The following is a 20940-nucleotide window of genomic DNA, read 5'->3' on the forward strand; positions in this document are numbered from 1 at the left end:
CCCTACCGGCGCACCGCATCCCTCTGCCGACCTGTCTGGTTATGCGCCCGCACATCCGACAATTGATGCAACCGCGATGCTGTACACCGGTAGGGTCGCACGCGAGTCGACCGCCGATAACCTGCGGGATCGCATTGGCGCATGGACCCATGCCATCCAACGTCTGACACCACGCGCTCACTCCGATCCGGGTCATGCCCTACCGAACGCGGACACGCCATGGGCGGTCGACTGTCGTGCGACCCTACCGGGGAGCCGCGCCACCGTAACGCCGAAATACCGCATTGATCAACGCGTCGCGACGCGCCCGGGCAACCAATTGCCGACCACACAACGCGCGCTTCCCTGATGGAAGCGGCATCGCAGCCCGGCAATGCTAGCCACATGCCCAGCTCCCGCCTCCTGATTGGCCGCCGCTCCATGCGCTTCGCCTACTACTCACTCACCACAACCGTGGCCGGCCGTCGTCGGATCTTCACTGATCCCGCCAGCGTGAAATGCGTCATCGACGCCCTGCGCCAGTCCGACCAGGAGCTCCGCTCCCACACACTGGCGTGGGTCGTCATGCCTGACCACGTGCACTGGCTGATGCAACTGCGCAACGACAACCTCAGCCGCTGCATGCAACGCTTTAAATCGCGCTCGGCCCGCGCCTTCAACCAGCTCCACGACTGCTATGGCAGCTCGGTCTGGCAGCGCGGCTACTACGACCACTGCATCCGCAGCCAGGACGCCCTGGAGACCCACGCCCGGTATCTGATCGAAAATCCCGTGCGTGCCGGTCTGGTCGCAACCCCCGAGGACTACCCCCATCACTGGAACCGCTGGCTGCATCAAGCCACCGAAACCACAAACAAAAACGGCATCCCGAAGGATGCCGTTTCTGGATGAAGCCGAACCCAGCGCCTTACTTGGCCGCCGGCTCCGCCGTCTTGCCCTTCATCATCTCGTCGCGGGCGGCCTTGAACGGGTTGCCCTCGTACCAGTTCGGCCAGCGGCCTGCCGTAGACAGCTCCTGACCCACGCCATACAGCAGCTGCAGGTCTTCCACCGTGCCATCCAGCTTCCAGGTGCTGGCGTCGTACTCGTCCTTCGGGCCGTGGTAACGCTCACGTCCATAAGCCTCTGCTGCCTTGCGGCCGGCTTCCACGCCACCGTCGCGCAGGTCTTCGCCACCGTCGGCATACAGCGCCGGCACACCGGCCTTGGCGAAGTTGAAGTGATCCGAACGGAAGTAGAAGCCGCTCTGCACCGAGGTTTCACCGTGCAGCGTACGGTCCTGCTTGGCCGCCAGCGGCTTGAGGATGTCCTCCAGCTCCGAGCTGCCGAAGCCGGTCACGGTCATGTCCTTGGCGCGCCCGGCCACCGACATCGCGTCGATGTTGATCACGCCGGCAATCTTGTCCAACGGGAAGGTCGGATGGGTCACGTAGTACTTCGAACCCAGCAGGCCGGACTCTTCCAGCGTCACCGCCAGGAACACGACCGAACGTTCCGGAGCCGGCTTCTGCTGTGCCATCGCGCCGGCGATTTCCAGAATACCGGCCACGCCGGTCGCGTTGTCGACCGCACCGTTGTAGATGTTGTCGCCCTGCTCACCCTCGTGCTTGCCGAGGTGATCCCAGTGCGCCATGTACAGCACCGCCTCGTCGGCCTGCTTGCTGCCCGGCAGCACGCCCACCACGTTGCGCGAGGTCTTCTCGCTGATGGTGCTCTTCAGATCCACCGACATCTTCGCCTTCAGCGGCACCGGCTTGAAGCCGCGCTTGTTGGCGTCCTTGTAGGCCTGGTCCAGGTCCAGCCCGGCATCGGCGAACAGCTGGCGTGCGGCGTCGGCGCTCAGCCAGCCCTGTGCCGGCAGGCGCGGTTCCGGGTCGCCCTTGGCCGGCAGGTCGTACTGCGGTCCGGCCCAGGAATTCTTTACCACGTCCCAGCCATACGAGGCACCCGCGGTATCGTGCACGATCAGCGCTGCCGCCGCACCCTTGCGCGCGGCCTCTTCGAACTTGTAGGTCCAGCGCCCGTAGTAGGTCATGCGCTTGCCGTCGAACAGCTTCTCGTCGTTGACGTGGAAGCCCGGGTCGTTGACGAACATGACCACCGTCTTGCCCTTCCAGTCCTGGCCGGCGTAGTCGTTCCACTGCTGCTCCGGCGCGTCCACGCCGTAGCCCACGAAGACCAGGTCGCTGCCGTCGATCTTCACTTCCTGCTGGCCGCTGCGGGTGCCGATCACCATGTCCTTGCCGAACACCAGGTCGCGGGTCTTGCCGGCCTGGTCGAGCTTCAGCACGGTGCTTTCATCGGCCGTGGTTTCGGTCATCGCCACGTCCTGGAACCAGCTGTCGCCATTGCCCGGCTGCAGGCCGATACGCTGCATCTGGTCGCGGATGTAGTTCACGGTGCGCTCTTCACCGGCGCTGCCGGGAGCACGGCCTTCGAAATCGTCCGAGGCCAGCGTCTTGACCAGCTCGCCGAAGTCGGCGGCATTGATCTCGGGCGAGAAAGCGTGGGCGGTCGCGGCCGGAGCGGTGTCGGCGGCCGGTGCAGCAGCCGGGGCGTCGGCCTCGCCCTTGCACGCGGTCAACGCGGCAGTGGCGGCCAGGCACAGCAGAAGTTTGCGGGGCATCATCAATTCCTGGTGACTAAGGGCCAGTGCCGGTCACCGGCACTGGAAGGTGAAGCGTATCAATCCGCTGGCGCGGTGTCGGTGTCGAACGGCACTGCCTGGGCACCGCTGACCGGGCCGATCGTCGCCGTGCGGTGCACGTACAGCACGACATCGCGCTCGAACTTCAGTTCCCCGGCCACCGAGGCCTTGGGACCGATGATCACGCGCGGCTTGCGCGGTGCGTTGAAGGAAATGCCGAAGTTGGGCTTCTCGATATGAATGCCACCCTCAACCTGCGAGCCGATGCCGACGGTGATGTCGCCATTGACGGTCTTGATGCTGTTGCGCAGGCGCGTCTCGACCAGGCCGATCCCGCCGTTGACGGTCTCGACACCGCCTTCAATCTGGCTGCCGCGGTCGGCAAAGATGCTGCCATTGACCGTTTCGACATTGCCGCCCGTGGTGACCCGCGGCCCCAGGGTGATCTTGCCGTTCACCGTCGACACGCTGCCGGTGCGCGCGCCTTCTTCGATGTCGATGCCGCCATTGACGGTTTCGATGCTGTGGGTGGTGGCCCCGGCTCCGACCCGGATGCTGCCATTCACGGTTTCGAGGTCGCCATAGGCCTGCCCGGCCTCGGCCTTGATGCTGCCGTTGACCTTGCTCACGTCCTCCACCGCCCAGGCCGACCCGATGGGCAGCAGCAGGGCAAACAACAGCGGGAGCGGAAACTGTCTCATGAGGTCCTCATCGTCGTGTGGGCGGCTGGCAGGCCGCGTGCAGGAATGTCACCATGCAGTGCTGCAATCCGCATCTGCCTGAAGTCACTGGAAAGCCCTTGCGCGCCAACGCTTTTTCCTCACGCCGGGATAACAAACGCCTCAACGCGCCGGGCATCAGGACGCGTGGCTCCGTATTGGCAGCAGCGCTGCTCGTGGCTGCGTCGCTGTTGTTGCCCGCGCCGCTGCCCGCGCAGACCTCCAAGGAAACCGAGCGCAAGCTGCAGAAGCTGCGCACGGAACTGAAGGGCGTCGCGCAGGAACGGCGCACCCTGGAAGACCAGCGTGGACAGGCCTCGCGGCAACTGCGCGAGGCCGACGAAAAGGTCGCCCGAACCGGGCGTGTGCTGGCCCAGACCGAAACCGCACTGCAGGCCGAAACCCGTGCCCTCGAGCAGGCGCAGCAGCGCCGCGCCGAGTTGGAAAAAGGCCTGAAGCAGCAACGTGAGGAACTGGCCTCGTTGCTGCAGGCCGCCTATCGCATCGGCAATCACGCCCCACTGAAGCTGCTGTTGTCCCAGGACCGCGTTGCCGACGCGAACCGCAGCCTGGCCTACCACCGGTATCTGCAACGCGAGCGGGCGCGCCGCATCGGCACGCTGACCGCTGACCTGACCGAACTGCAGACCCTGGAATCGCAGATCAACGAACGCCGCCTGGCGCTGCAGGGCACCCGCGAGCAGCAGAAGCAGCAGGCAACCGAGCTGGCCAAGAGCCGTCGCGACCGCGCCGCTACCGTGGCCAGCCTGGACGAGCGCTACAAGGACCGCAGCGACCGGGAAAAGGCGCTGGGCCAGGATGCGAAGGCACTGGAAACCCTGCTGGCCAACCTGCGCGCGGCCGCGGCACGCGCCGAAGCCGAGCGCCGCGCCGCCGCGCGCAGAGCGGCCGCCGAGAAGGCCGCCGCTGAGAAGGCCGAACGCGAAGCGGCGGCCAGTGGCACCAAGCCGCCGCCGCGCGCCACCAAGGTGCCGCCACAGGTGGCGTCCGCACCGGCCCCAAAGGTCGGCGGGCTGGGTTGGCCGCTGTCTGGCGATCTGCTGGCACGCTACGGCGGCAAACTGCCGGATGGCCGCACCAGCAGCGGTGTGCTGATCGGGGCCAACGCCGGCAGTACCGTGACCGCGGTCGCCGACGGCACCGTGGTGTTCTCCGACTGGATGACCGGCTACGGCATGATCCTGATCGTCGACCACGGCAATGGCTACATGAGCCTGTACGCGCACAACGACACGCTGCTGCGCGACGCCGGTTCGGCGGTGAAGAAGGGCGATGCCGTGGCCAAGGTCGGCAACTCCGGCGGGCAGGGCGTGACCGCGCTGTACTTTGAACTGCGTCGCAACGGCCAGCCGGTCGATCCGACCTCGTGGCTGCAGCGGCGCTGACGTTCAACGGGAATTTACCCCTGCTTCGCGCATAATCGGGACGATGATTCCCCGCACATCCTGGAGTGCTTCATGCGCGTAGCCCGTTCCGCCACCTTGCTGCTGGCCCTGATGCCGGCGCTGACCTGGGCACAGCAGACCGCACCGGCGGCCCAGAGCGACGCCGACGCGGCCACCAGCGAAGAGGCGGTGACCTCGCGCGTGCCGCTCGAAGAGATCCGCCGCTACGTGGGCGTGTACAACGCGGTACGCGCCGCCTACGTCGACCCGGTCGACGACAAGAAGCTGATGCAGTCGGCCATCCGCGGCCTGCTGCTCGACCTGGACCCGCACAGCACCTACTTCGACAAGGAAGATGCCGAAGCCTTCGACGAACAGGCGGAAGGCGCATACGAAGGCATCGGCGTGGAGCTGCAGCAGCAGCCGGACAACGCCAGCCTGAAGGTGATCGCCCCGATCGACGACACCCCGGCCGCCAAGGCCGGCATCCTCGCCGGCGACCTCATCATCGCCATCGACGGCAAGCCGATCAGCGCCATCGAAGCCACCGAGCCGCTGCGCGGCAAGGCCGGCAGCAAGGTCGTGCTCACCATCGTGCGCGAAGGCAAGCCCAAGCCGTTCGATGTGCCGATCACCCGGCAGACCATCCGCGTCACCAGCGTGCGCAGCCGCATGCTCGAGCCGGGCTACGGCTATGTACGCCTGAGCACCTTCCAGGCCGACACCGGGGCGGACTTCCAGAAGCACGTCGCCCAGTTGCAGAAGCAGGCCGGTGGCCAGCTCAAGGGACTGGTGCTGGATCTGCGCAGCAATCCCGGTGGGCTGCTCACCGCCGCCGTGCAGGTGGCCGACGACCTGCTCGAAAAGGGCAACATCGTCAGCACCCGCGGCCGAATCTCGATCAGCGACGCACGCTTCGACGCCACCCCGGGTGACCTGCTCAAGGGCGCGCCGGTGGTGGTGCTGACCGATGCCGGCTCGGCCAGTGCCTCCGAAGTGCTGGCCGGCGCGCTGCGCGACAACGGCCGCGCGCGCGTGATCGGCAGCCGCACCTTCGGCAAGGGCTCGGTGCAGACCGTGCTGCCGCTGGACAATGGCGACTCGGTCAAGCTCACCACCGCCCGTTACTACACCCCCAGCGGCAAGTCGATCCAGGCCACCGGCATCGTCCCGGACGTGGTGCTGCAGCCGGAAAAGCAGCCCGGCGACGACGACCTGCCCGCCAGCCTGACCGACTACAGCGAAGCCACCCTGCCGGGCCACCTGCGTGGCGACGACGAGGGCGGCGAAGGCTACACCGCCGGCGACGTGCTGCCGGGCGACGGCCCGATCAACGATGCGTTGGCGGAGTTGAAGCAGCCCGGGTCGGTGGCGGCGAAGCAGAAGGTCGAGGCGGCGAAGAAGCCGGTGGAAGCGAAGCCCGCGGCGGAAGCCAAGCCTGCCGTTGCACCGAAGCCCGCGGCGGAAACCAAACCTGCCGTGGAACCGAAACCCGCTTCGAAACCCTGACGGTAGCGCCGAAGAGAACGGCAGGAGCCGTTCTCAACGTCGCGCAGCGACGGCCCGAAGGGTGCCCGCCAGGACGGCGGGCATATCGTTGGCCGGCCCTCATGAACGTCGGAATCACCCCATGGGCCGGCCAACGGCCGGCGCTACCAAGTTCCTAGAACCCGTGGCGCTTGCGCAAGCGTCGCGCAATCGCCGCCCGCACGTACACCCCGTAGGCCAGGCCGAACGCAAAGCCGGCAATGTGCGCCCACCAGGCCACCATGCCGAAGCTTGGGCCGATGTACGCAAACACCACCTGCAGCGCGGCCCACACCCCGATCAGCAGGTAGGCCGGTGCGCGCACAAACTCCAGGAACAGCCCGAGCGGAATCACCACCCCCAGCCGCGCGCCGGGGAACAGCGCCAGATACGCGCCGATCAGCGCCGACACCGCGCCGCTGGCACCGATGATGATCTGGTCGGGATTGCCCATCGTGTAGATCGCGGTCAGGTTGGCGATCGCCCCGCCGACCAGGAACAGCAGGATCAGCCGCCACGGCCCCAGCACCCGCTCGGCCGGCAGCCCGAAGATCAGCAGGAACACCAGGTTGCCCAGCAGGTGCGACCAGTCCGCATGCAGGAACAGCGCCGTGAACAGGCGCAGCACGCTGCCGTCCTGCAGGGTCGCCCACCAGTCCTGCGGGTGGGTCAGGCCGGTCGACAGCGCCCCCCAGTCCAGCCACAGGCTGCGGCGGGCATCCCCCGGGCGCGAGATCGACCACAGGAACGCCAGCCACAAGGCCGTGAACAACAGCGGCGTGGCCCAGCGCAGGGCGGTTTTTCGACGGGAGGGCAGGGAGACGAACATGCGGGTGCAGCCTAACGCGGAGCAGGTCGAAACGGGGTAAGGAGGCGTTCAGGCTGAATGGCCGAATACGCCTATCGCGTTATTGTTTCATTAACTGGTCTGGGTATACTCGCATACGGCGTCGTATGTCGGGAGGGGACTCCGGCGCATGTTTTCCGGCCTTTGCGGGTGGGAAAGCGTGCAGGCGCGCGTTGCCAAACATCACCGCAAATCCGGAGAGTAAAAACGATGCAAACCGCTTCCACGCTTGCCCGCGTCACCGCCCTGGCCGTCGGCATCGCCGGTGCCCTGGCCGTTGGCCACGTCCACGCCGCCGCCTTCCAGCTGAAGGAAAACAGCGCCAAGGGTCTTGGCCGCGCTTTTGCCGGTTCCGGCAGCGCCCAGGGCGACGCCTCCATCATCGCCGTCAACCCGGCCGGCATGCGCCAGCTGGACGGCACCCTGGTCCAGGGTGACCTGAGCGCCATCAGCTTCAAGGCTGAGTTCGAAGGCACCGGCCGCAAGCCGACCGGCCAGGCCCAGACCGGCGGTGACGGCGGCGACGCCGGCATGATCGCTCCGGTCCCGGCGGCGTACTTCCACATGCCGATCGGCGAAAAGGCCCACTTCGGCGTGTCGCTGACCGCTCCGTTCGGCTTCAAGACCGACTACGACAACGGTTGGGTGGGTCGCTACAGCGGCCTGAAGACCGACCTGAAGGCCATCGACCTGGGCTTCGCTGCGTCGTACGACGTCAACCCGTACGTGTCGTTCGGCGCGTCGGTGTTCGTTGAGCACCTGACCATCGAACTGAGCAACAACATCGACTTCGGCACCGCGCTGGCCCAGTCCCGCGTTCCGGGCTTCGCCCCGGGCAGCGCCGACGGCAAGCTGACCGTTGAAGGCGACAACAACGCCGTGGGTTGGACTGTCGGTGGCCTGTTCAGCGTCGATGAGAACACCCACATCGGTATCAGCTACCGCTCCAAGGTCGAGCACAAGATCACCGGTGGCGACGCCACCTTCGACGTGCCGCCGCCGGTCGCTCAGGTGCTGTCCCAGGCTCAGCCGGGCCGCTTCGTGACCACCTCGGGCAAGGCCACCGTGACCCTGCCGGCTTCGGCCACCCTGAGCGTCACCCACAACTTCACCGACCGCTTCACCATGATGGGTGACGTCACCCGTACCGCATGGTCGACCGCGTTCGACCAGGTCACCATCGACTACGCTTCGGCGCAGCCGGATTCGGTGCTGGAGTTCGGCTACCGTGACACCACCTTCGTTTCGCTGGGTGGCGACTACAAGCTGAGCGACGCCGTCACCCTGCGTGCCGGTGTGGCCTATGACCAGACCCCGACCACCGACGCCCACCGCGACGTGCGCGTGCCGGATACCAGCCGCAAGTGGCTGTCGTTCGGCGTGGGCTGGACCCCGTCGGCCAACACCGAATACAACTTCGGTTATACCCACCTGTTCACCAGCGATCCGAACGTGAACATCGCCGGCACCACCAACAACCAGGGCAACTCGCTGCAGGGCAAGTACAAGGTCCGTGGCGACGTGCTGGCGGCTTCGTTCCAGTACAAGTTCTGATTCAAGGCTGACGCCGCGTAATCAAGAAGGCCCCGCGAAAGCGGGGCCTTTTTTTTCAGCATTGATTGCTTCGCCCCGCGGCATACAACAACCCCTGCCGCAGATGCGTCTGGAAATCCCGGTTCCGGTACACCGCCGTGTCGTGCCCCAGCCCGGTGTACCAGCTGCGTCCGCCATCAAAGGCGTGACACCACGCGATCGGGTGATCGGCCCCCATCGTGCCGCCCTGATACATGCGCTCGTCCACCGTGGCGATCACCTGCACGCTGCCGCGCGGATTGCTGCGGAAGTTGTACAGCTCATCACGCACCGGCCAGAACGTGCCCTCCGGCTTCCCATCGCGCTCAGGCTGCACCCGGCTGAACTGCAGGCCTTCGGGATGGTTGCGGAAGTACGCGCCGATCAGCCGCCCGTACCACGGCCAGTCGTACTCGGTGTCTGCTGCCGAGTGCACGCCCATGTAGCCGCCGCCGGCGCGGATGAAACCCTCCATCGCCTGCTGCTGCTCCGCATCCAGCACATCGCCGGTGGTATTGGCGAACACCACCACCGCGTAGCGCGCCAGGTTGGCCGCAGTGAAGTCCGCCGGGTTCTCGCTCTGATCCACCACCATGCGCTCACGTCCGGCCAGCAGGCGCAGCGTGCTGACCGCCGTGGGGATGGAGTCGTGGCGGAATTTTGCCGTGTGGGTGAACACCAGCACGCGGTCGCTCGGTGCGGCAACCGCCACCGGAACGGCAGACAGGCACATGGCCAGCAACAACGGCAGGACATTCGGGCGCATGGGCCGATCATGCCACACCCGCGTACAATCGCCCCTCACCGTGCGCCCGGCCTTCTCCGCGCGCGGCGCACGGACCGCTTGATGCTTCATGACAAGGAAACCGAATGTCGTCTGTTCTGCTTCGCACCACCCTGGCCCTGGGCATTTCCGCCCTGGCCGCTCCCGCCTTTGCCGCTGGCGACTTCGCCGCCTGCTTCACCCTCACCCCGGGCGTGTCCTGGTCCGATGGCAGTGACACCCTGAGCATCAGCGAGGCCACGGTCGCCGGCCAGCCCGCGCTCGCCGTGACCACCTCCGGTGGCGGCGTCAGCAGTGCCACCGTGCATGACCGCAGTGGCCTTCAGCTGCTTGCCCAGATCCGCTACGGCATTGCCGCCTGGGGTGGCGACGCCGCCGCACCGATCATGACCGACACCTTCGACCCCGCGCCGACCTTCCCGGCCACCGCCAAGCCCGGTGAAAGCTTCGTCCTGACCGGCAAGGGCGAGCGTACCAACCACGCCGAGGACACCGTCAGCGACCTCGAGTTCGACGGCTTTTCCGATTACACCTTCGTGGGCTTTGAAGACCTGGACGTGGAAATCGACTTCAAGCCGCGCACCTTCGCCAACACCTGCCACCTCACCACGACCTTTGAAGACGGTCGCGCCGAGGTCTGGTACGCCCCTGGTTTTGGCCGCATCAAGTTCCAGCGTTACAGTGGTGACAGCCTGCTGATGAGCGACGAGATCAGCTCCATCGTCAACGAGTAAGACCCGAACCCCACGCATGAATCTCGCCGACCCCAACTTCCAGCTGGAAATCGCTGCCAACGTCATGGTGGCAGGCTCCATCCTGCTGGCCGGGCGCAACAACGTCCACACCTGGTGGATGGGGATCGTCGGGTGCGCGTTGTTCGCCCTCGTGTTCGAGCACAACCACCTGTACGCCGACATGGTGCTGCAGTTCTTCTTCATCGCCATCAGCGTGCTCGGCTGGTGGCAGTGGCTGCGCGGCGACCACGGCGCACCGCTGCCGATCACCCGGGTGCGTCCGCGCGCCTGGGTGTGGCTGGTACCTGTCGCCGTGCTCGGCACCTTCGGTTACGGCTGGATGCTGCACCGGCTGACCGACGCCTACGCACCGTTTGTCGATTCCGCCGTGCTCGTGCTCAGCGTCATCGCCCAGTTCCTGATGATGCGACGCAAGCTCGAATCCTGGTGGGTGTGGCTGCTGGTCAACAGCATTGCCGTGCCGTTGTATTACAGCCGCGGGCTGAATCTCACTTCGATCCTGTACGTTGGATTCTGGATCAATGCCTTGGTGGCATACCGGCATTGGCGCAAGTTGATGGTCGCTCGGTAAAAGCGGTGGTTTCGATCCGGGGTCATGCGTTACCGGGCGTGGAGAATTCCACGGCCGTCGTCTATCGACCGACGCTACCAGTTCATGCATCCCGTGACGGAAGCGTGGTGCCGGTTACCATCCGAGCCATGCCATGCAGGTGGTTCACGCGCCGCCGACGATGCGCGCAATCCGCCGGGCATGCGTAACGCGCACGTTACGAATGATGTGCCGAGGTGCGCTTTGGTAGGGTCGCTCGACAGACGACCGCAGTGAACCCATCAACGCCCGGTAACGCAGCAGAACAGACGAAGTAACACCTCGCCCACCAAGGAAGCCCATGACCATCACCAGGAAAGGCAAGTACTACTACGGCACCGAAGACGCCGACATCACCATCGAAGTCACCCGCTTCAGCACCCTCAACGAATACATCGCCACCCGCTTCCACCCCGCCACCTGCGCCTGCGGGAGTCTCGATTTCCTGCTCCTGACCGATGAAGAAGAAGGTGCAGGAAAGCGCGTATGCGCCGAATGCCGAACCGAAGTCCTGCTCGGTGACAGCGCCGATTACATCGAAGGTGCTGACATCGACAACCACATCTGTGTCTGCGACGAGGAGCGATTCGGCATCATCTCAGGTGTCGCGCTGTATGCCGACAGCAACGATGTGCGGTGGCTGTATATCGGGTGCCGCTGCCGCAGGTGTGACCTGGTGGGGGTGTTCGCCCATTGGAAGTGCGAGGGCGGTGACGCGGATGCCTTCATGGCTAATTTGTAGCGGAATCGGTTGATCACGGTCAGCGCTGTTTCGACGCATGTCATGCGTTACCGGGCGTGGAAAATTCCACGGCGGTCGTCTATCGACCGACCCTACCCCCGATCGATACCGCGTAGTGACACGCCATGCGTGTCATGCGCACGCCGTGCCGTAGCCGTGGATTTCCCGTGGCCACCGACCTTCTGTCGAAGGTGGGGCGGGGTGGGCTGGAGGGGGCGTGAGCCGCATGGATGCGGCGACCGAGCTTACAGGGATGTACTTGCAGCGTCCCCCGGAACGCCCGCCCCGATCCGCCAAACCTGGGATCCGTTGACCACCGGCTTTTCGCACAAATGCATCAAAGAAAAGGCCCCGCGAGCGCGGGGCCTTTTCGTGCAAGCAACAACAACGATGGAATCAATCGCCCAGCGTGAGCAGTGATGCATTACCGCCTGCGGCCGTGGTGTTGACGGTCACCGTCTTCTCGGTCGCGAAGCGCAGCAGGTAGTGCGGGCCACCGGCCTTCGGGCCCGTGCCCGACAGGCCCTGGCCGCCGAACGGCTGCACGCCCACCACTGCGCCGATCTGGTTGCGGTTCACGTACACGTTGCCCACGTTCACCCGCGACGAAATGCGGTCAACGGTTTCATCGATGCGCGAATGCACGCCCAAGGTCAGGCCGTAGCCCGTTGCGTTGATCTGGTCGATCACCGCGTCCAGCTGATCGCCCTTCCAACGGATCACGTGCAGCACCGGCCCGAAGATCTCCTTGTGCAGCTGGTCCAGGCTCCTCAGCTCGTAGGCGCGCGGCGCGAAGAACGTGCCGTGTGCCGCCGCTTCGCTCAGTTCCGCCGCTGCGATCAGGCGCGCTTCCTTCTCCATCCGCACCGTGTGGTCGCGCAGGATCTGCAGCGCGTCCGCATCGATCACCGGACCCACGTCGGTCGACAGCAGGCCCGGATCGCCGATCTTCAGTTCCGCCATCGCGCCCGCCAGCATCGTCATCACCTTGTCGGCGATGTCGTCCTGCACGAACAGCACGCGCGCTGCCGAGCAGCGCTGGCCGGCCGAGGTGAACGCCGAACCGATCGCGTCCTTCACCAGCTGTTCCGGCAGCGCCGACGAGTCGGCGATGAAGGCATTCTGGCCGCCCGTCTCCGCAATCAGCACGCCGATGGCCGCGTCACGCGCCGCCATCGCACGGTTGATCGCACGCGCCGTCTCGGTCGAACCCGTGAACGCCACGCCCGCCACGCGCGGATCCGCGGTCAGGGCCGCACCCACCGTGGCGCCGTCGCCCGGCAGGAACTGCACCACGCCTGCCGGCACGCCTGCGTCCAGCAGCAGCTGCACCGCGTAGTAACCGATCAGGTTGGTCTGCTCTGCCGGCTTGGCAATCACGCTGTTGCCCGCAGCCAGCGCGGCTGCCACCTGGCCCAGGAAGATCGCCAGCGGGAAGTTCCACGGGCTGATGCACACGAACACACCACGGCCGTGCAGCTGCAGCTCGTTCGACTCACCGGTCGGGCTCGGCAGCTTCTCGGCATGGCCGAACTGCTCGCGCGCCTGCTTGGCGTAGTAGCGCAGGAAGTCCACCGCCTCGCGTACTTCGGCAATGCTGTCCGGCAGGCTCTTGCCCGCTTCCTTCACGCACAGCGCCATGAATTCCGGCAGACGCGCTTCCAGCTGGTCAGCCGCGTGTTCCAGGATCGCCGCGCGGCTCGCGGCCGGCGTGCGGTTCCACTGCGGCTGTGCCGCCACCGCGTTCACCAGCGCCTTCTCCACCGTCGCGCTGTCGGCCGGCTGCCACTGGCCCACCACCTGGCGGTTGTCGGCCGGGTTGATCACATTGATCAGCGCGCCGCTCGGCTGTGCGCCCGGCACCAGCGGGGCGGCCTGCCACGGCTTCACCGCCGCGTTGAGCTGCTCGGCCAGAGCGCGCAGATCGTTGTCGTTGGCGAGATTGACGCCCATGGAGTTCTTCCTGTCGTGGTTCTGGCTGCGCAGCAGGTCAACCGGCAGCGGGATTTTCGGGTGCGGAATGGAGTCGAACGAAGACACGGCTTCAACCGGATCGCGGATCAGGTCGTCGATGGCCACGTCTTCGTCGGTGATGCGGTTGACGAAGCTCGAGTTTGCGCCGTTTTCCAGCAGGCGGCGCACCAGGTACGGCAGCAGGTCTTCATGCGAACCCACCGGCGCGTACACGCGGCACGGCACGTTGAGGCGGTTCGCCGGCACCACTTCGGCATACAGGTCGTCGCCCATGCCGTGCAGCTTCTGGTGCTCGTACTGGCCGCCCTTGGCAATCGCCTTCACCGCCGCGATGGTGTGCGCGTTGTGGGTGGCGAACATCGGGTAGATCGCATCGGCGTGGGTGAACAGCCGCTTCGCGCACGCCAGGTACGAGACGTCGGTGTTCTGCTTGCGGGTGAACACCGGGTAGGCGGGCAGGCCGTCGATCTGCGCGCGCTTGATCTCCGCGTCCCAGTACGCGCCCTTCACCAGACGCACCTGCAGGCGGCGGCCGATGCGGCGGGCCAGGTCGGCCAGATAGTCGATCGTGTACGGGGTGCGCTTCTGGTAGGCCTGCACCACCACGCCGAAGCCTTCCCAACCCACCAGCGAGGCGTCGCTCACCACCGCTTCGATGATGTCCAGCGACAGTTCCAGTCGGTCGGTTTCCTCGGCGTCCACCGTGCAGCCGATGCCGTACGACTTGGCCAGCTGCGCCAGCTCCAGCACGCCCGGCACCAGGTCGGCCAGCACGCGCGCGCGCTTGGCATGTTCATAGCGCGGGTACAGCGCCGACAGCTTGATCGAGATGCCCGGGGCCGAGTTCACGTCGCCGTCCGGACGGCCGCCACGGGCCTTGTGGTCGCCACCGATGGAGTGGATCGCGCGGCGGTAGTCTTCCAGATAACGCTTGGCGTCCTTCATCGTCAGCGCGCCTTCGCCGAGCATGTCGAACGAATAGCGGTAGCTGGCGTTGTCGCCCTTGTGCGAGCGCGACAGCGCTTCTTCGATGGTGCGGCCCATCACGAACTGATGGCCCATGATCTTCATCGCCTGGCGTACCGCCAGACGCACCACCGGCTCGCCCACACGGCCCATCAGGCGCGCGAACGCGCCCGGGACGTCGGCGCGGGTGGCGTCGTTGATGTTGACGATGTGGCCGGTCAGCATCAGGCCCCAGGTCGAGGCATTGACCAGCACCGAGTCGCTGCCGCCCAGGTGCTTCTTCCAGTCAGCCTCGCCCAGCTTGTCGCGGATCAGCTTGTCGGCGGTGTCCTGGTCGGGAATGCGCAGCAGCGCTTCGGCCACGCACATCAGCAGCACGCCTTCCTCGCTGCCCAGGTCGTACTGGCGCATGAAGGCCTCGATCGCACCCTGGTCCTTGGCGCGCACGCGCACCCGCGCGACCAGGTCGGCGGCGGTGGCCTGCACCTGGGCCTGTTCGTCAGCCGGCAGGCGCGCCTGGGCCAGCAGTTCGGTGACGTGACTGGCCTCATCCTTCATCCAGGCATCGGTGATCGCCTGGCGGAACGGGTTGGGCGCGGGCGGCAGCTCGGGGCTGAGCAGGGCCGGGCGGGAAGCAGCAGCGGCGGCCGCTGCGGGGGGATGGGCGGAAGGTGCGGTCATGCCGGAAGGCTCGTGGAGAACTTGACCATTTTATGCGTTTTTTTGCCGGCGCAACATCTCCCCGGTGGCCCCGGCAATCCGCCGCATAGCCTTTGATACAGGGGGATTCGGCCGATTCCGACAGGTCGCTGAGAACTATGCCGAATTCGGCAAAACCGCCGCCGAGGTCATGCTGTGTTGCAACATTGCTGAAAATGTGAATGGACCCTTGCGGCTCGCGCGACAGCAGGGCTACCATCGAAGCGCGTCCCCCACGGGCGCTCGATACCGGCGCGTGTGGAGGCTGTGCCTGCACCCGACGTCCTGAAGGCTTGCTCGCGGCCAGCGATGGCTGCAACCGACGACGCTAAGGGTCTAGGCAATGAAGCAACGCAGAAAGTGGGGCACGACGTTTGCTAAGGCAGTGGGGTACGCGGTCGCGTTGAGCGCACCGGCGATGGCGTGGGCCCAGTCGGCCGACCCGAAACCGTGGCAGCTGAACATGGGCAAGGGGGTCACCCAGAGCTCGCGGCTGGCCTGGGAATCCAACATGTTTTCCCTGTGGGTCTGCACCATCATCGGCGTGCTGGTGTTTGGCGCGATGGGCTACGCCATCTTCAAGTTCCGCAAGTCCAAGGGGGCGGTCGCCGCCACCTTCAGCCACAACACCAAGGCCGAGATCATCTGGACCGTCATCCCGGTGCTGATCCTGGTGGTGATGGCGTGGCCGGCCACGGCCAACCTGATCAAGTTCTACGACACCCGTGATTCGGAAATGACCGTCAAGGTCACCGGTTACCAGTGGATGTGGAAGTACGAATACCTGGGCCAGGACGTCAGCTTCACCAGTCGCCTGGACCGCGAATCCGACCGCGTGCGCCAGAGCGGGCAGGTGCCGGACCGCAACAGCCATCCGCATTACCTGCTCGACGTGGACAACCGCCTGGTGCTGCCGGTGGACACCAAGGTCCGCTTCGTCATCACCTCCGATGACGTCATCCACGCCTGGTGGGTGCCCGCGCTCGGCTGGAAGCAGGACGCCATTCCCGGCTTCATCAATGAAGCCTGGACCAACATCGAACAGGTGGGCGTCTACCGCGGCCAGTGCGCCGAACTGTGCGGCAAGGACCACGGCTTCATGCCCATCGTGGTCGAGGCCGTGTCCAAGGAAGACTTCCAGAAGTGGTTGGCGGAGAAGCGGCCGAAGGCGGCCGAGCCCGCACCGGCACCGGAGGCAGCGCCCGCCGCCGCCCCGGACGCCGCGCCGGCGGCACCTGCAGAAGCACTGGCCCCGGAACAAGTCTGACTTCCCATCGCGCGCGCCGCACGGTGCGCGTCGCTACCAGCGGAACCAATGAGGTGTAGTGGCAATGGCGCATACCGCAGTTGATCACGACGGGCATCACGGTCATCAACAGAGCTTCGTCCAGCGTTGGTTGTTCTCGACCAACCACAAGGACATCGGCACCCTGTACCTGCTTTTCAGCTTCATCATGTTCATCATCGGCGCGGCGATGAGCGTCATCATCCGCGCCGAGCTGATGCAGCCGGGCCTGCAGTTCGTCAAGCCGGAAACCTTCAACCAGCTCACCACCGTGCACGCGCTGGTGATGATCTTCGGCGGCGTCATGCCGGCCTTTGTCGGCCTCGCCAACTGGATGGTGCCGCTGCAGATCGGCGCACCGGACATGGCCCTGCCGCGCATGAACAACTGGTCGTTCTGGCTGCTGCCGGTGGCCTTCAGCCTGCTGCTGATGACCTTCCTGCTGCCCGGTGGTGCACCGGCCGGTGGCTGGACCCTGTACCCGCCGTTGTCACTGCAGGGTGGTTACAACGTCGCCTTCACCGTGTTCGCCATCCACGTGGCCGGCATCAGTTCGATCATGGGCGCGATCAACATCATCGCCACCGTGCTCAACATGCGTGCGCCGGGCATCGACCTGCTGAAGATGCCGATCTTCTGCTGGGCCTGGTTGATCACCGCCTTCCTGCTCATCGCGGTGATGCCGGTACTGGCCGGTGCGGTCACCATGCTGCTCACCGACAAGTTCTTCGGCACCAGCTTCTTCAATGCCGCCGGTGGCGGCGACCCGGTGATGTTCCAGCACATCTTCTGGTTCTTCGGTCACCCCGAGGTGTACATCATGATCCTGCCCGCCTTCGGCGTGGTCAGCGAGATCATTCCCACCTTCAGCCGCAAGCCGCTGTTCGGCTACCAGGCCATGGTCTACGCCATCGCCGCCATCGCCTTCCTCTCGTTCATCGTCTGGGCCCACCACATGTTCACCGTGGGCATGCCGCTGGGCGGCGAGATCTACTTCATGTTCGCCACCATGCTCATCTCCATTCCCACCGGGGTGAAGGTGTTCAACTGGGTCAGCACCATGTGGCGCGGCTCGCTCACCTTTGAAGCCCCGATGCTGTGGGCCGTGGCCTTCGTGATCCTGTTCACCATCGGCGGCTTCTCCGGCCTGATGCTGGCCATCGTCGTGGCCGACTTCCAGTACCACGATACCTACTTCGTGGTCGCGCACTTCCACTACGTACTGGTCACCGGCGCGGTGTTCGCGTTGATTGCCGCCGTGTATTACTGGTGGCCGAAGTGGACCGGGCGCATGTACAGCGAGAAGTGGGCGAAGTTCCACTTCTGGTGGTCGGTGGTGTTCGTCAACCTGCTGTTCTTCCCGCAGCACTACCTCGGCCTGGCCGGCATGCCGCGCCGTATTCCCGACTACAACGTCGCCTTTGCCGACTGGAACCTGATCAGCTCGATCGGTGCCTTCGGCATGTTCGTCACCCCGTTCATGATGGCTGCGATCCTGATTTCCTCGCTGCGCAACGGGGCCAAGGCCGAAGATCGCTCGTGGGAAGGCGCACGCGGGCTGGAATGGACGGTGCCGTCACCGGCTCCGGCGCATACCTTCACCGTGCCGCCGGTCATCCGTCCGGGTGATCTGGCCCACGACGACGTCACCCACTGAGGCTGCCGATGAACACCACACCCTCCGCATTCGATGACCTCGCCCTGCGCCGCCGCCGCGCCCGTCGCACGGCGCTGGTGGTTGGTGCCGTCGCGGTTGCCGTGTATCTCGGCTTCATCTTGAGCGGGGTGATCGGGCGGTGAGCGACGTGCAGCCCGCCAAGACCTCTCCCACTGCCGGGCTGCCACGCCTGATCGCAGTGGCGGTGGCGGTGTTCGTGCTGACGTTCTCGCTGGTGCCGCTGTATCGCATTGCCTGCGAAAAGATCTTCGGCGTGCGCCTGGAGCGCGGGCCGGGCAGTGAACTGGCCGGTACCACCGCCGGCAAACAGCGCACGGTGCGGGTGGAGTTCGACGGCGGCGTCAATTCGCATCTGCCGTGGGCCTTCCATCCCGAGCAGCTGAGCATGGACGTGGTACCCGGCGAGCTCAACGAAGCGCTGTACTTCGCCCGCAACGACAGTGACCACGCGCTGGTCGGCAGCGCCGTACCGTCGGTGGCCCCGGCCAAGGCGTCGGGCTATTTCAGCAAGACCGAGTGCTTCTGCTTCACCGCGCAGACCCTGCAGGCGGGCGAGAAGCGCGACATGCCGGTGCGCTTCATCGTCGACCCGGATCTTCCGGCCAACGTGACCACCATCACCCTGTCCTACACCTTCTACAAGAACGACGCGCTGAGTGCGCGGCTGGTTGCGGCTCCGTCGCCGACCACCGTCCGCTCCGCGCCCTGACCGTCTTACGGATACCGACCATGGCCCAGCACAGTCCCGATGCCAACGTGTACTTCGTGCCCACCCACAGCAAATGGCCCTTCGTCGGCTCCATTGCGATGATGGTGACCATGGTCGGCGTGGCCAGTTGGCTCAACGATGCCGGCTGGGGCAAGTGGACCTTCTATGTGGGCCTGGCGATGCTGGTGCTCACCTTGTTCTGGTGGTTCAGCGACGTGGTGCGCGAATCCCAGGCCGGGCACTACAACCGGCAGGTGGACGGCTCGTTCCGCATGGGCATGGTGTGGTTCATCTTCTCCGAAGTGATGTTCTTCGGCGCGTTCTTCGGCGCGCTGTTCTACACCCGCACCCTTGGCCTGTCCTGGCTGGGCGGCGAGGGCGACGGCGTGATGACCAACGAGCTGCTCTGGGACGGCTACTCGGCGGCGTGGCCGACCAACGGCCCGGCCGGCATCGGTGGCCACTTCCAGACCATTCCGGCCTGGGGCCTGCCGCTGATCAACACCCTGATCCTGCTGACCTCCGGCGTCACCCTCACCATCGCCCACCACGCGCTCAAGGCCGGCCATCGCCGCCAGTTGCTGGTGTGGCTGGGCATCACCGTGGCCCTGGGCCTGTTCTTCCTGACCCTGCAGGCCGAGGAATACATCCACGCTTACAAGGAACTCAACCTCACCCTGGGGTCGGGCATTTACGGGTCCACGTTCTTCATGCTGACCGGCTTCCACGGCGCGCACGTGCTGCTGGGCACCATCATGCTGGCGGTGATGTGGCTGCGTGCGGCCAAGGGCCACTTCACCCGCGACAACCACTTCGGCTTTGAAGCCGCCGCGTGGTACTGGCACTTCGTCGACGTGGTCTGGCTGATGCTGTTCCTGTTCGTCTACGTGCTGTAGCGCAGGTGCGGACGGATCAGCCGCCGATACCGTGCGGCTTGATCCAGCCGGTGTAGATGCCGATCGCCACCAGCGCGATCAGTGCCACCGACAGGGCAATGCGGCGGGTGAGTGCATTGACGGTGCGCTTGGTCTGGCCCCGGTCCACCAGCAGGTAATACAGCCCTGCGCCCAGATTCCAGACGATGACGATCAGAAACGCGATTACCAGCAGGGTCTTCAACGAATCATTCATGCGCGGCTCGAGGGCAGGGCGGGTTGACGTAGTTCACCGCGTTTGCGCCCGATTGTCATGATGCGCCAGCACACGCGCCTGATCGGCTGGACCGCCGCCGTGCTGGTGATGGCGGTGTTCTGCCTGCTGGGCCGCTGGCAGCTGCAGCGGATGGAGCAGAAGCAGGCGCTGCTGGATCAGGACGTTCCCGCCCGTGCACAGACGTTGTCCCTGGCCGATGCCCTTGCCGCGCCACCGCAGCTGCGCTGGGTGGAGGACCACGGACAGTTTCTGGGCGGTACCGTGCTGCTGGACAACCAGATGCGGGAAGGCCGCGCGGGTCTGAAGGTGTACCAGCCCTTCCGCAGCGACAGCGGTGCGGTGGTGCTGGTGGATCTGGGCTGGCTGCCGATGCCGCCGGACCGGCAGTTGCCGGTCATTGCCCCGCGGCAGGGCGAAGCGCAGCTGGCCGGCCTGCTGGCTCCGCCGCCTGCGCCCGGGTTGGCGGTCGGCCCGGCGATGACCGCCACCGCCCAGCCCGGCGTCTGGCTGGCCAGCCGGATGCCGCCGGCACAGGTGGCCGCCGCGCTGAAGCTGGGGGCCTTGCCGTATGCCGTCCTGCGGCTCGACCCGGCGCTGCCCGGCGGGTATGCCCGTGACCTGGAACTGCTGCCCAACACCATGCCGCCGAGTCGGCACTTGGGGTACGCCGTGCAGTGGTTCGGGCTGGCGCTGACCGTGTTGGTGGTGGCGATCGTGTTGGAGTGGCGTCGCCAACGGCAGCCGGGCAAGCCCGGCTCTACGGTTCATGGCGATCCGGCCGCGCGGGATGTCCCGCCGTCCCCGCGCGATCCGGCCGCGCGCGATGCCCGGCCGTCCCCGCGCGATCCGGCCGCGCGCGATGTCCCGCCGTCCCCGCGCGCTCCGGCCG

Annotated in this window: 19 protein-coding genes and 1 pseudogene; 14 read left to right on the forward strand and 6 right to left on the reverse strand. The window is 66.0% G+C overall.

The window, feature by feature from the left end; genetic code table 11:
* A partial coding sequence (locus QMX83_RS12125; RefSeq protein WP_282296891.1) for a hypothetical protein occupies nucleotides 1-349 on the forward strand: 349 nt, incomplete at its 5' end.
* 35 nt (nucleotides 350-384) lie between these two features.
* The gene (locus tag QMX83_RS12130) at nucleotides 385-891 is read left to right on the forward strand and encodes a transposase (RefSeq protein WP_282296892.1); all 507 of its coding nucleotides are present in this window, start codon (nucleotides 385-387) and stop codon (nucleotides 889-891) included.
* A 16-nt stretch (nucleotides 892-907) separates the two neighbouring features.
* Here QMX83_RS12130 and QMX83_RS12135 read toward each other — a convergent pair whose 3' ends face one another.
* A complete protein-coding gene (locus QMX83_RS12135) occupies nucleotides 908-2626 on the reverse strand; it encodes a M28 family metallopeptidase (protein WP_282296893.1) in 1719 nt (572 codons plus the stop codon).
* Nucleotides 2627-2685: 59 nt separating this feature from the next.
* Nucleotides 2686-3348: a hypothetical protein gene (locus QMX83_RS12140; protein ID WP_282296894.1), complete on the reverse strand. Its 663-nt coding sequence runs from the start codon at nucleotides 3346-3348 to the stop codon at nucleotides 2686-2688.
* A gap of 53 nt (nucleotides 3349-3401) precedes the next feature.
* Between QMX83_RS12140 and QMX83_RS12145 the strand changes: the two genes are divergently transcribed.
* Nucleotides 3402-4772, forward strand: a complete 1371-nt coding sequence (locus QMX83_RS12145) for a peptidoglycan DD-metalloendopeptidase family protein (RefSeq protein ID WP_282296895.1) — start codon at nucleotides 3402-3404, stop codon at nucleotides 4770-4772.
* A 72-nt stretch (nucleotides 4773-4844) separates the two neighbouring features.
* A complete protein-coding gene (locus QMX83_RS12150; protein ID WP_282296896.1) occupies nucleotides 4845-6281 on the forward strand; it encodes a S41 family peptidase in 1437 nt (478 codons plus the stop codon).
* Nucleotides 6282-6435: 154 nt separating this feature from the next.
* Here the strand turns inward: QMX83_RS12150 and QMX83_RS12155 are convergent, their stop codons facing one another.
* On the reverse strand, nucleotides 6436-7128 hold the full coding sequence (locus QMX83_RS12155; RefSeq protein ID WP_282296897.1) for a rhomboid family intramembrane serine protease: 693 nt from the start codon (nucleotides 7126-7128) through the stop codon (nucleotides 6436-6438).
* Nucleotides 7129-7356: 228 nt separating this feature from the next.
* Between QMX83_RS12155 and QMX83_RS12160 the strand changes: the two genes are divergently transcribed.
* Entirely contained in the window at nucleotides 7357-8700 is a 1344-nt protein-coding gene (locus QMX83_RS12160) for an outer membrane protein transport protein (RefSeq protein WP_282296898.1), read from the forward strand.
* A gap of 55 nt (nucleotides 8701-8755) precedes the next feature.
* On the opposite strand, the gene QMX83_RS12165 is transcribed toward QMX83_RS12160, so the two are convergent.
* Nucleotides 8756-9484, reverse strand: coding sequence for a ThuA domain-containing protein (locus QMX83_RS12165; RefSeq protein WP_282296899.1), 729 nt, complete (start codon nucleotides 9482-9484; stop codon nucleotides 8756-8758).
* Nucleotides 9485-9588: 104 nt separating this feature from the next.
* On the opposite strand from QMX83_RS12165, the gene QMX83_RS12170 reads away from it, so the two are divergent.
* The 3 genes from QMX83_RS12170 (at nucleotide 9589) to QMX83_RS12180 (ending at nucleotide 11588) form a co-directional block, all read left to right on the forward strand.
* Nucleotides 9589-10236, forward strand: a complete 648-nt coding sequence (locus tag QMX83_RS12170; protein ID WP_282296900.1) for a hypothetical protein — start codon at nucleotides 9589-9591, stop codon at nucleotides 10234-10236.
* A 16-nt stretch (nucleotides 10237-10252) separates the two neighbouring features.
* On the forward strand, nucleotides 10253-10828 hold the full coding sequence (gene pnuC / locus QMX83_RS12175; RefSeq protein ID WP_282296901.1) for a nicotinamide riboside transporter PnuC: 576 nt from the start codon (nucleotides 10253-10255) through the stop codon (nucleotides 10826-10828).
* Nucleotides 10829-11147: 319 nt separating this feature from the next.
* Nucleotides 11148-11588, forward strand: a complete 441-nt coding sequence (locus tag QMX83_RS12180; RefSeq protein ID WP_282296902.1) for a hypothetical protein — start codon at nucleotides 11148-11150, stop codon at nucleotides 11586-11588.
* Between the two features lie 396 nt (nucleotides 11589-11984).
* Here QMX83_RS12180 and putA read toward each other — a convergent pair whose 3' ends face one another.
* A complete protein-coding gene (gene putA / locus QMX83_RS12185; protein WP_282296903.1) occupies nucleotides 11985-15209 on the reverse strand; it encodes a bifunctional proline dehydrogenase/L-glutamate gamma-semialdehyde dehydrogenase PutA in 3225 nt (1074 codons plus the stop codon).
* A 361-nt stretch (nucleotides 15210-15570) separates the two neighbouring features.
* On the opposite strand from putA, the gene coxB reads away from it, so the two are divergent.
* The 5 genes from coxB to QMX83_RS12210 all read left to right on the forward strand — a co-directional run bounded on the left by coxB (nucleotide 15571) and on the right by QMX83_RS12210 (nucleotide 19795).
* Nucleotides 15571-16494 carry a cytochrome c oxidase subunit II gene (gene coxB / locus QMX83_RS12190; protein WP_282296904.1) on the forward strand — a complete coding sequence of 308 codons (924 nt, stop codon included), beginning with the start codon at nucleotides 15571-15573 and terminating at the stop codon, nucleotides 16492-16494.
* 64 nt (nucleotides 16495-16558) lie between these two features.
* Complete coding sequence (gene ctaD, locus QMX83_RS12195) at nucleotides 16559-18169, forward strand: cytochrome c oxidase subunit I (protein ID WP_282296905.1); 1611 nt, start codon at nucleotides 16559-16561, stop codon at nucleotides 18167-18169.
* Nucleotides 18170-18177: 8 nt separating this feature from the next.
* Complete coding sequence (locus QMX83_RS12200; RefSeq protein ID WP_282296906.1) at nucleotides 18178-18312, forward strand: hypothetical protein; 135 nt, start codon at nucleotides 18178-18180, stop codon at nucleotides 18310-18312.
* Between the two features lie 5 nt (nucleotides 18313-18317).
* Entirely contained in the window at nucleotides 18318-18899 is a 582-nt protein-coding gene (locus tag QMX83_RS12205; RefSeq protein WP_282296908.1) for a cytochrome c oxidase assembly protein, read from the forward strand.
* Between the two features lie 20 nt (nucleotides 18900-18919).
* The gene (locus tag QMX83_RS12210; protein WP_282296907.1) at nucleotides 18920-19795 is read left to right on the forward strand and encodes a cytochrome c oxidase subunit 3; all 876 of its coding nucleotides are present in this window, start codon (nucleotides 18920-18922) and stop codon (nucleotides 19793-19795) included.
* A 16-nt stretch (nucleotides 19796-19811) separates the two neighbouring features.
* On the opposite strand, the gene QMX83_RS12215 is transcribed toward QMX83_RS12210, so the two are convergent.
* Complete coding sequence (locus QMX83_RS12215; protein WP_125360266.1) at nucleotides 19812-20030, reverse strand: twin transmembrane helix small protein; 219 nt, start codon at nucleotides 20028-20030, stop codon at nucleotides 19812-19814.
* A 57-nt stretch (nucleotides 20031-20087) separates the two neighbouring features.
* Between QMX83_RS12215 and QMX83_RS12220 the strand changes: the two are divergent.
* Nucleotides 20088-20792, forward strand: a pseudogene (locus QMX83_RS12220) (SURF1 family protein); the annotation flags it as partial.
* Nucleotides 20793-20940: the final 148 nt, after the last annotated feature.

The organism is Stenotrophomonas sp. PS02289 (assembly GCF_029960115.1).
Lineage (GTDB): Bacteria > Pseudomonadota > Gammaproteobacteria > Xanthomonadales > Xanthomonadaceae > Stenotrophomonas.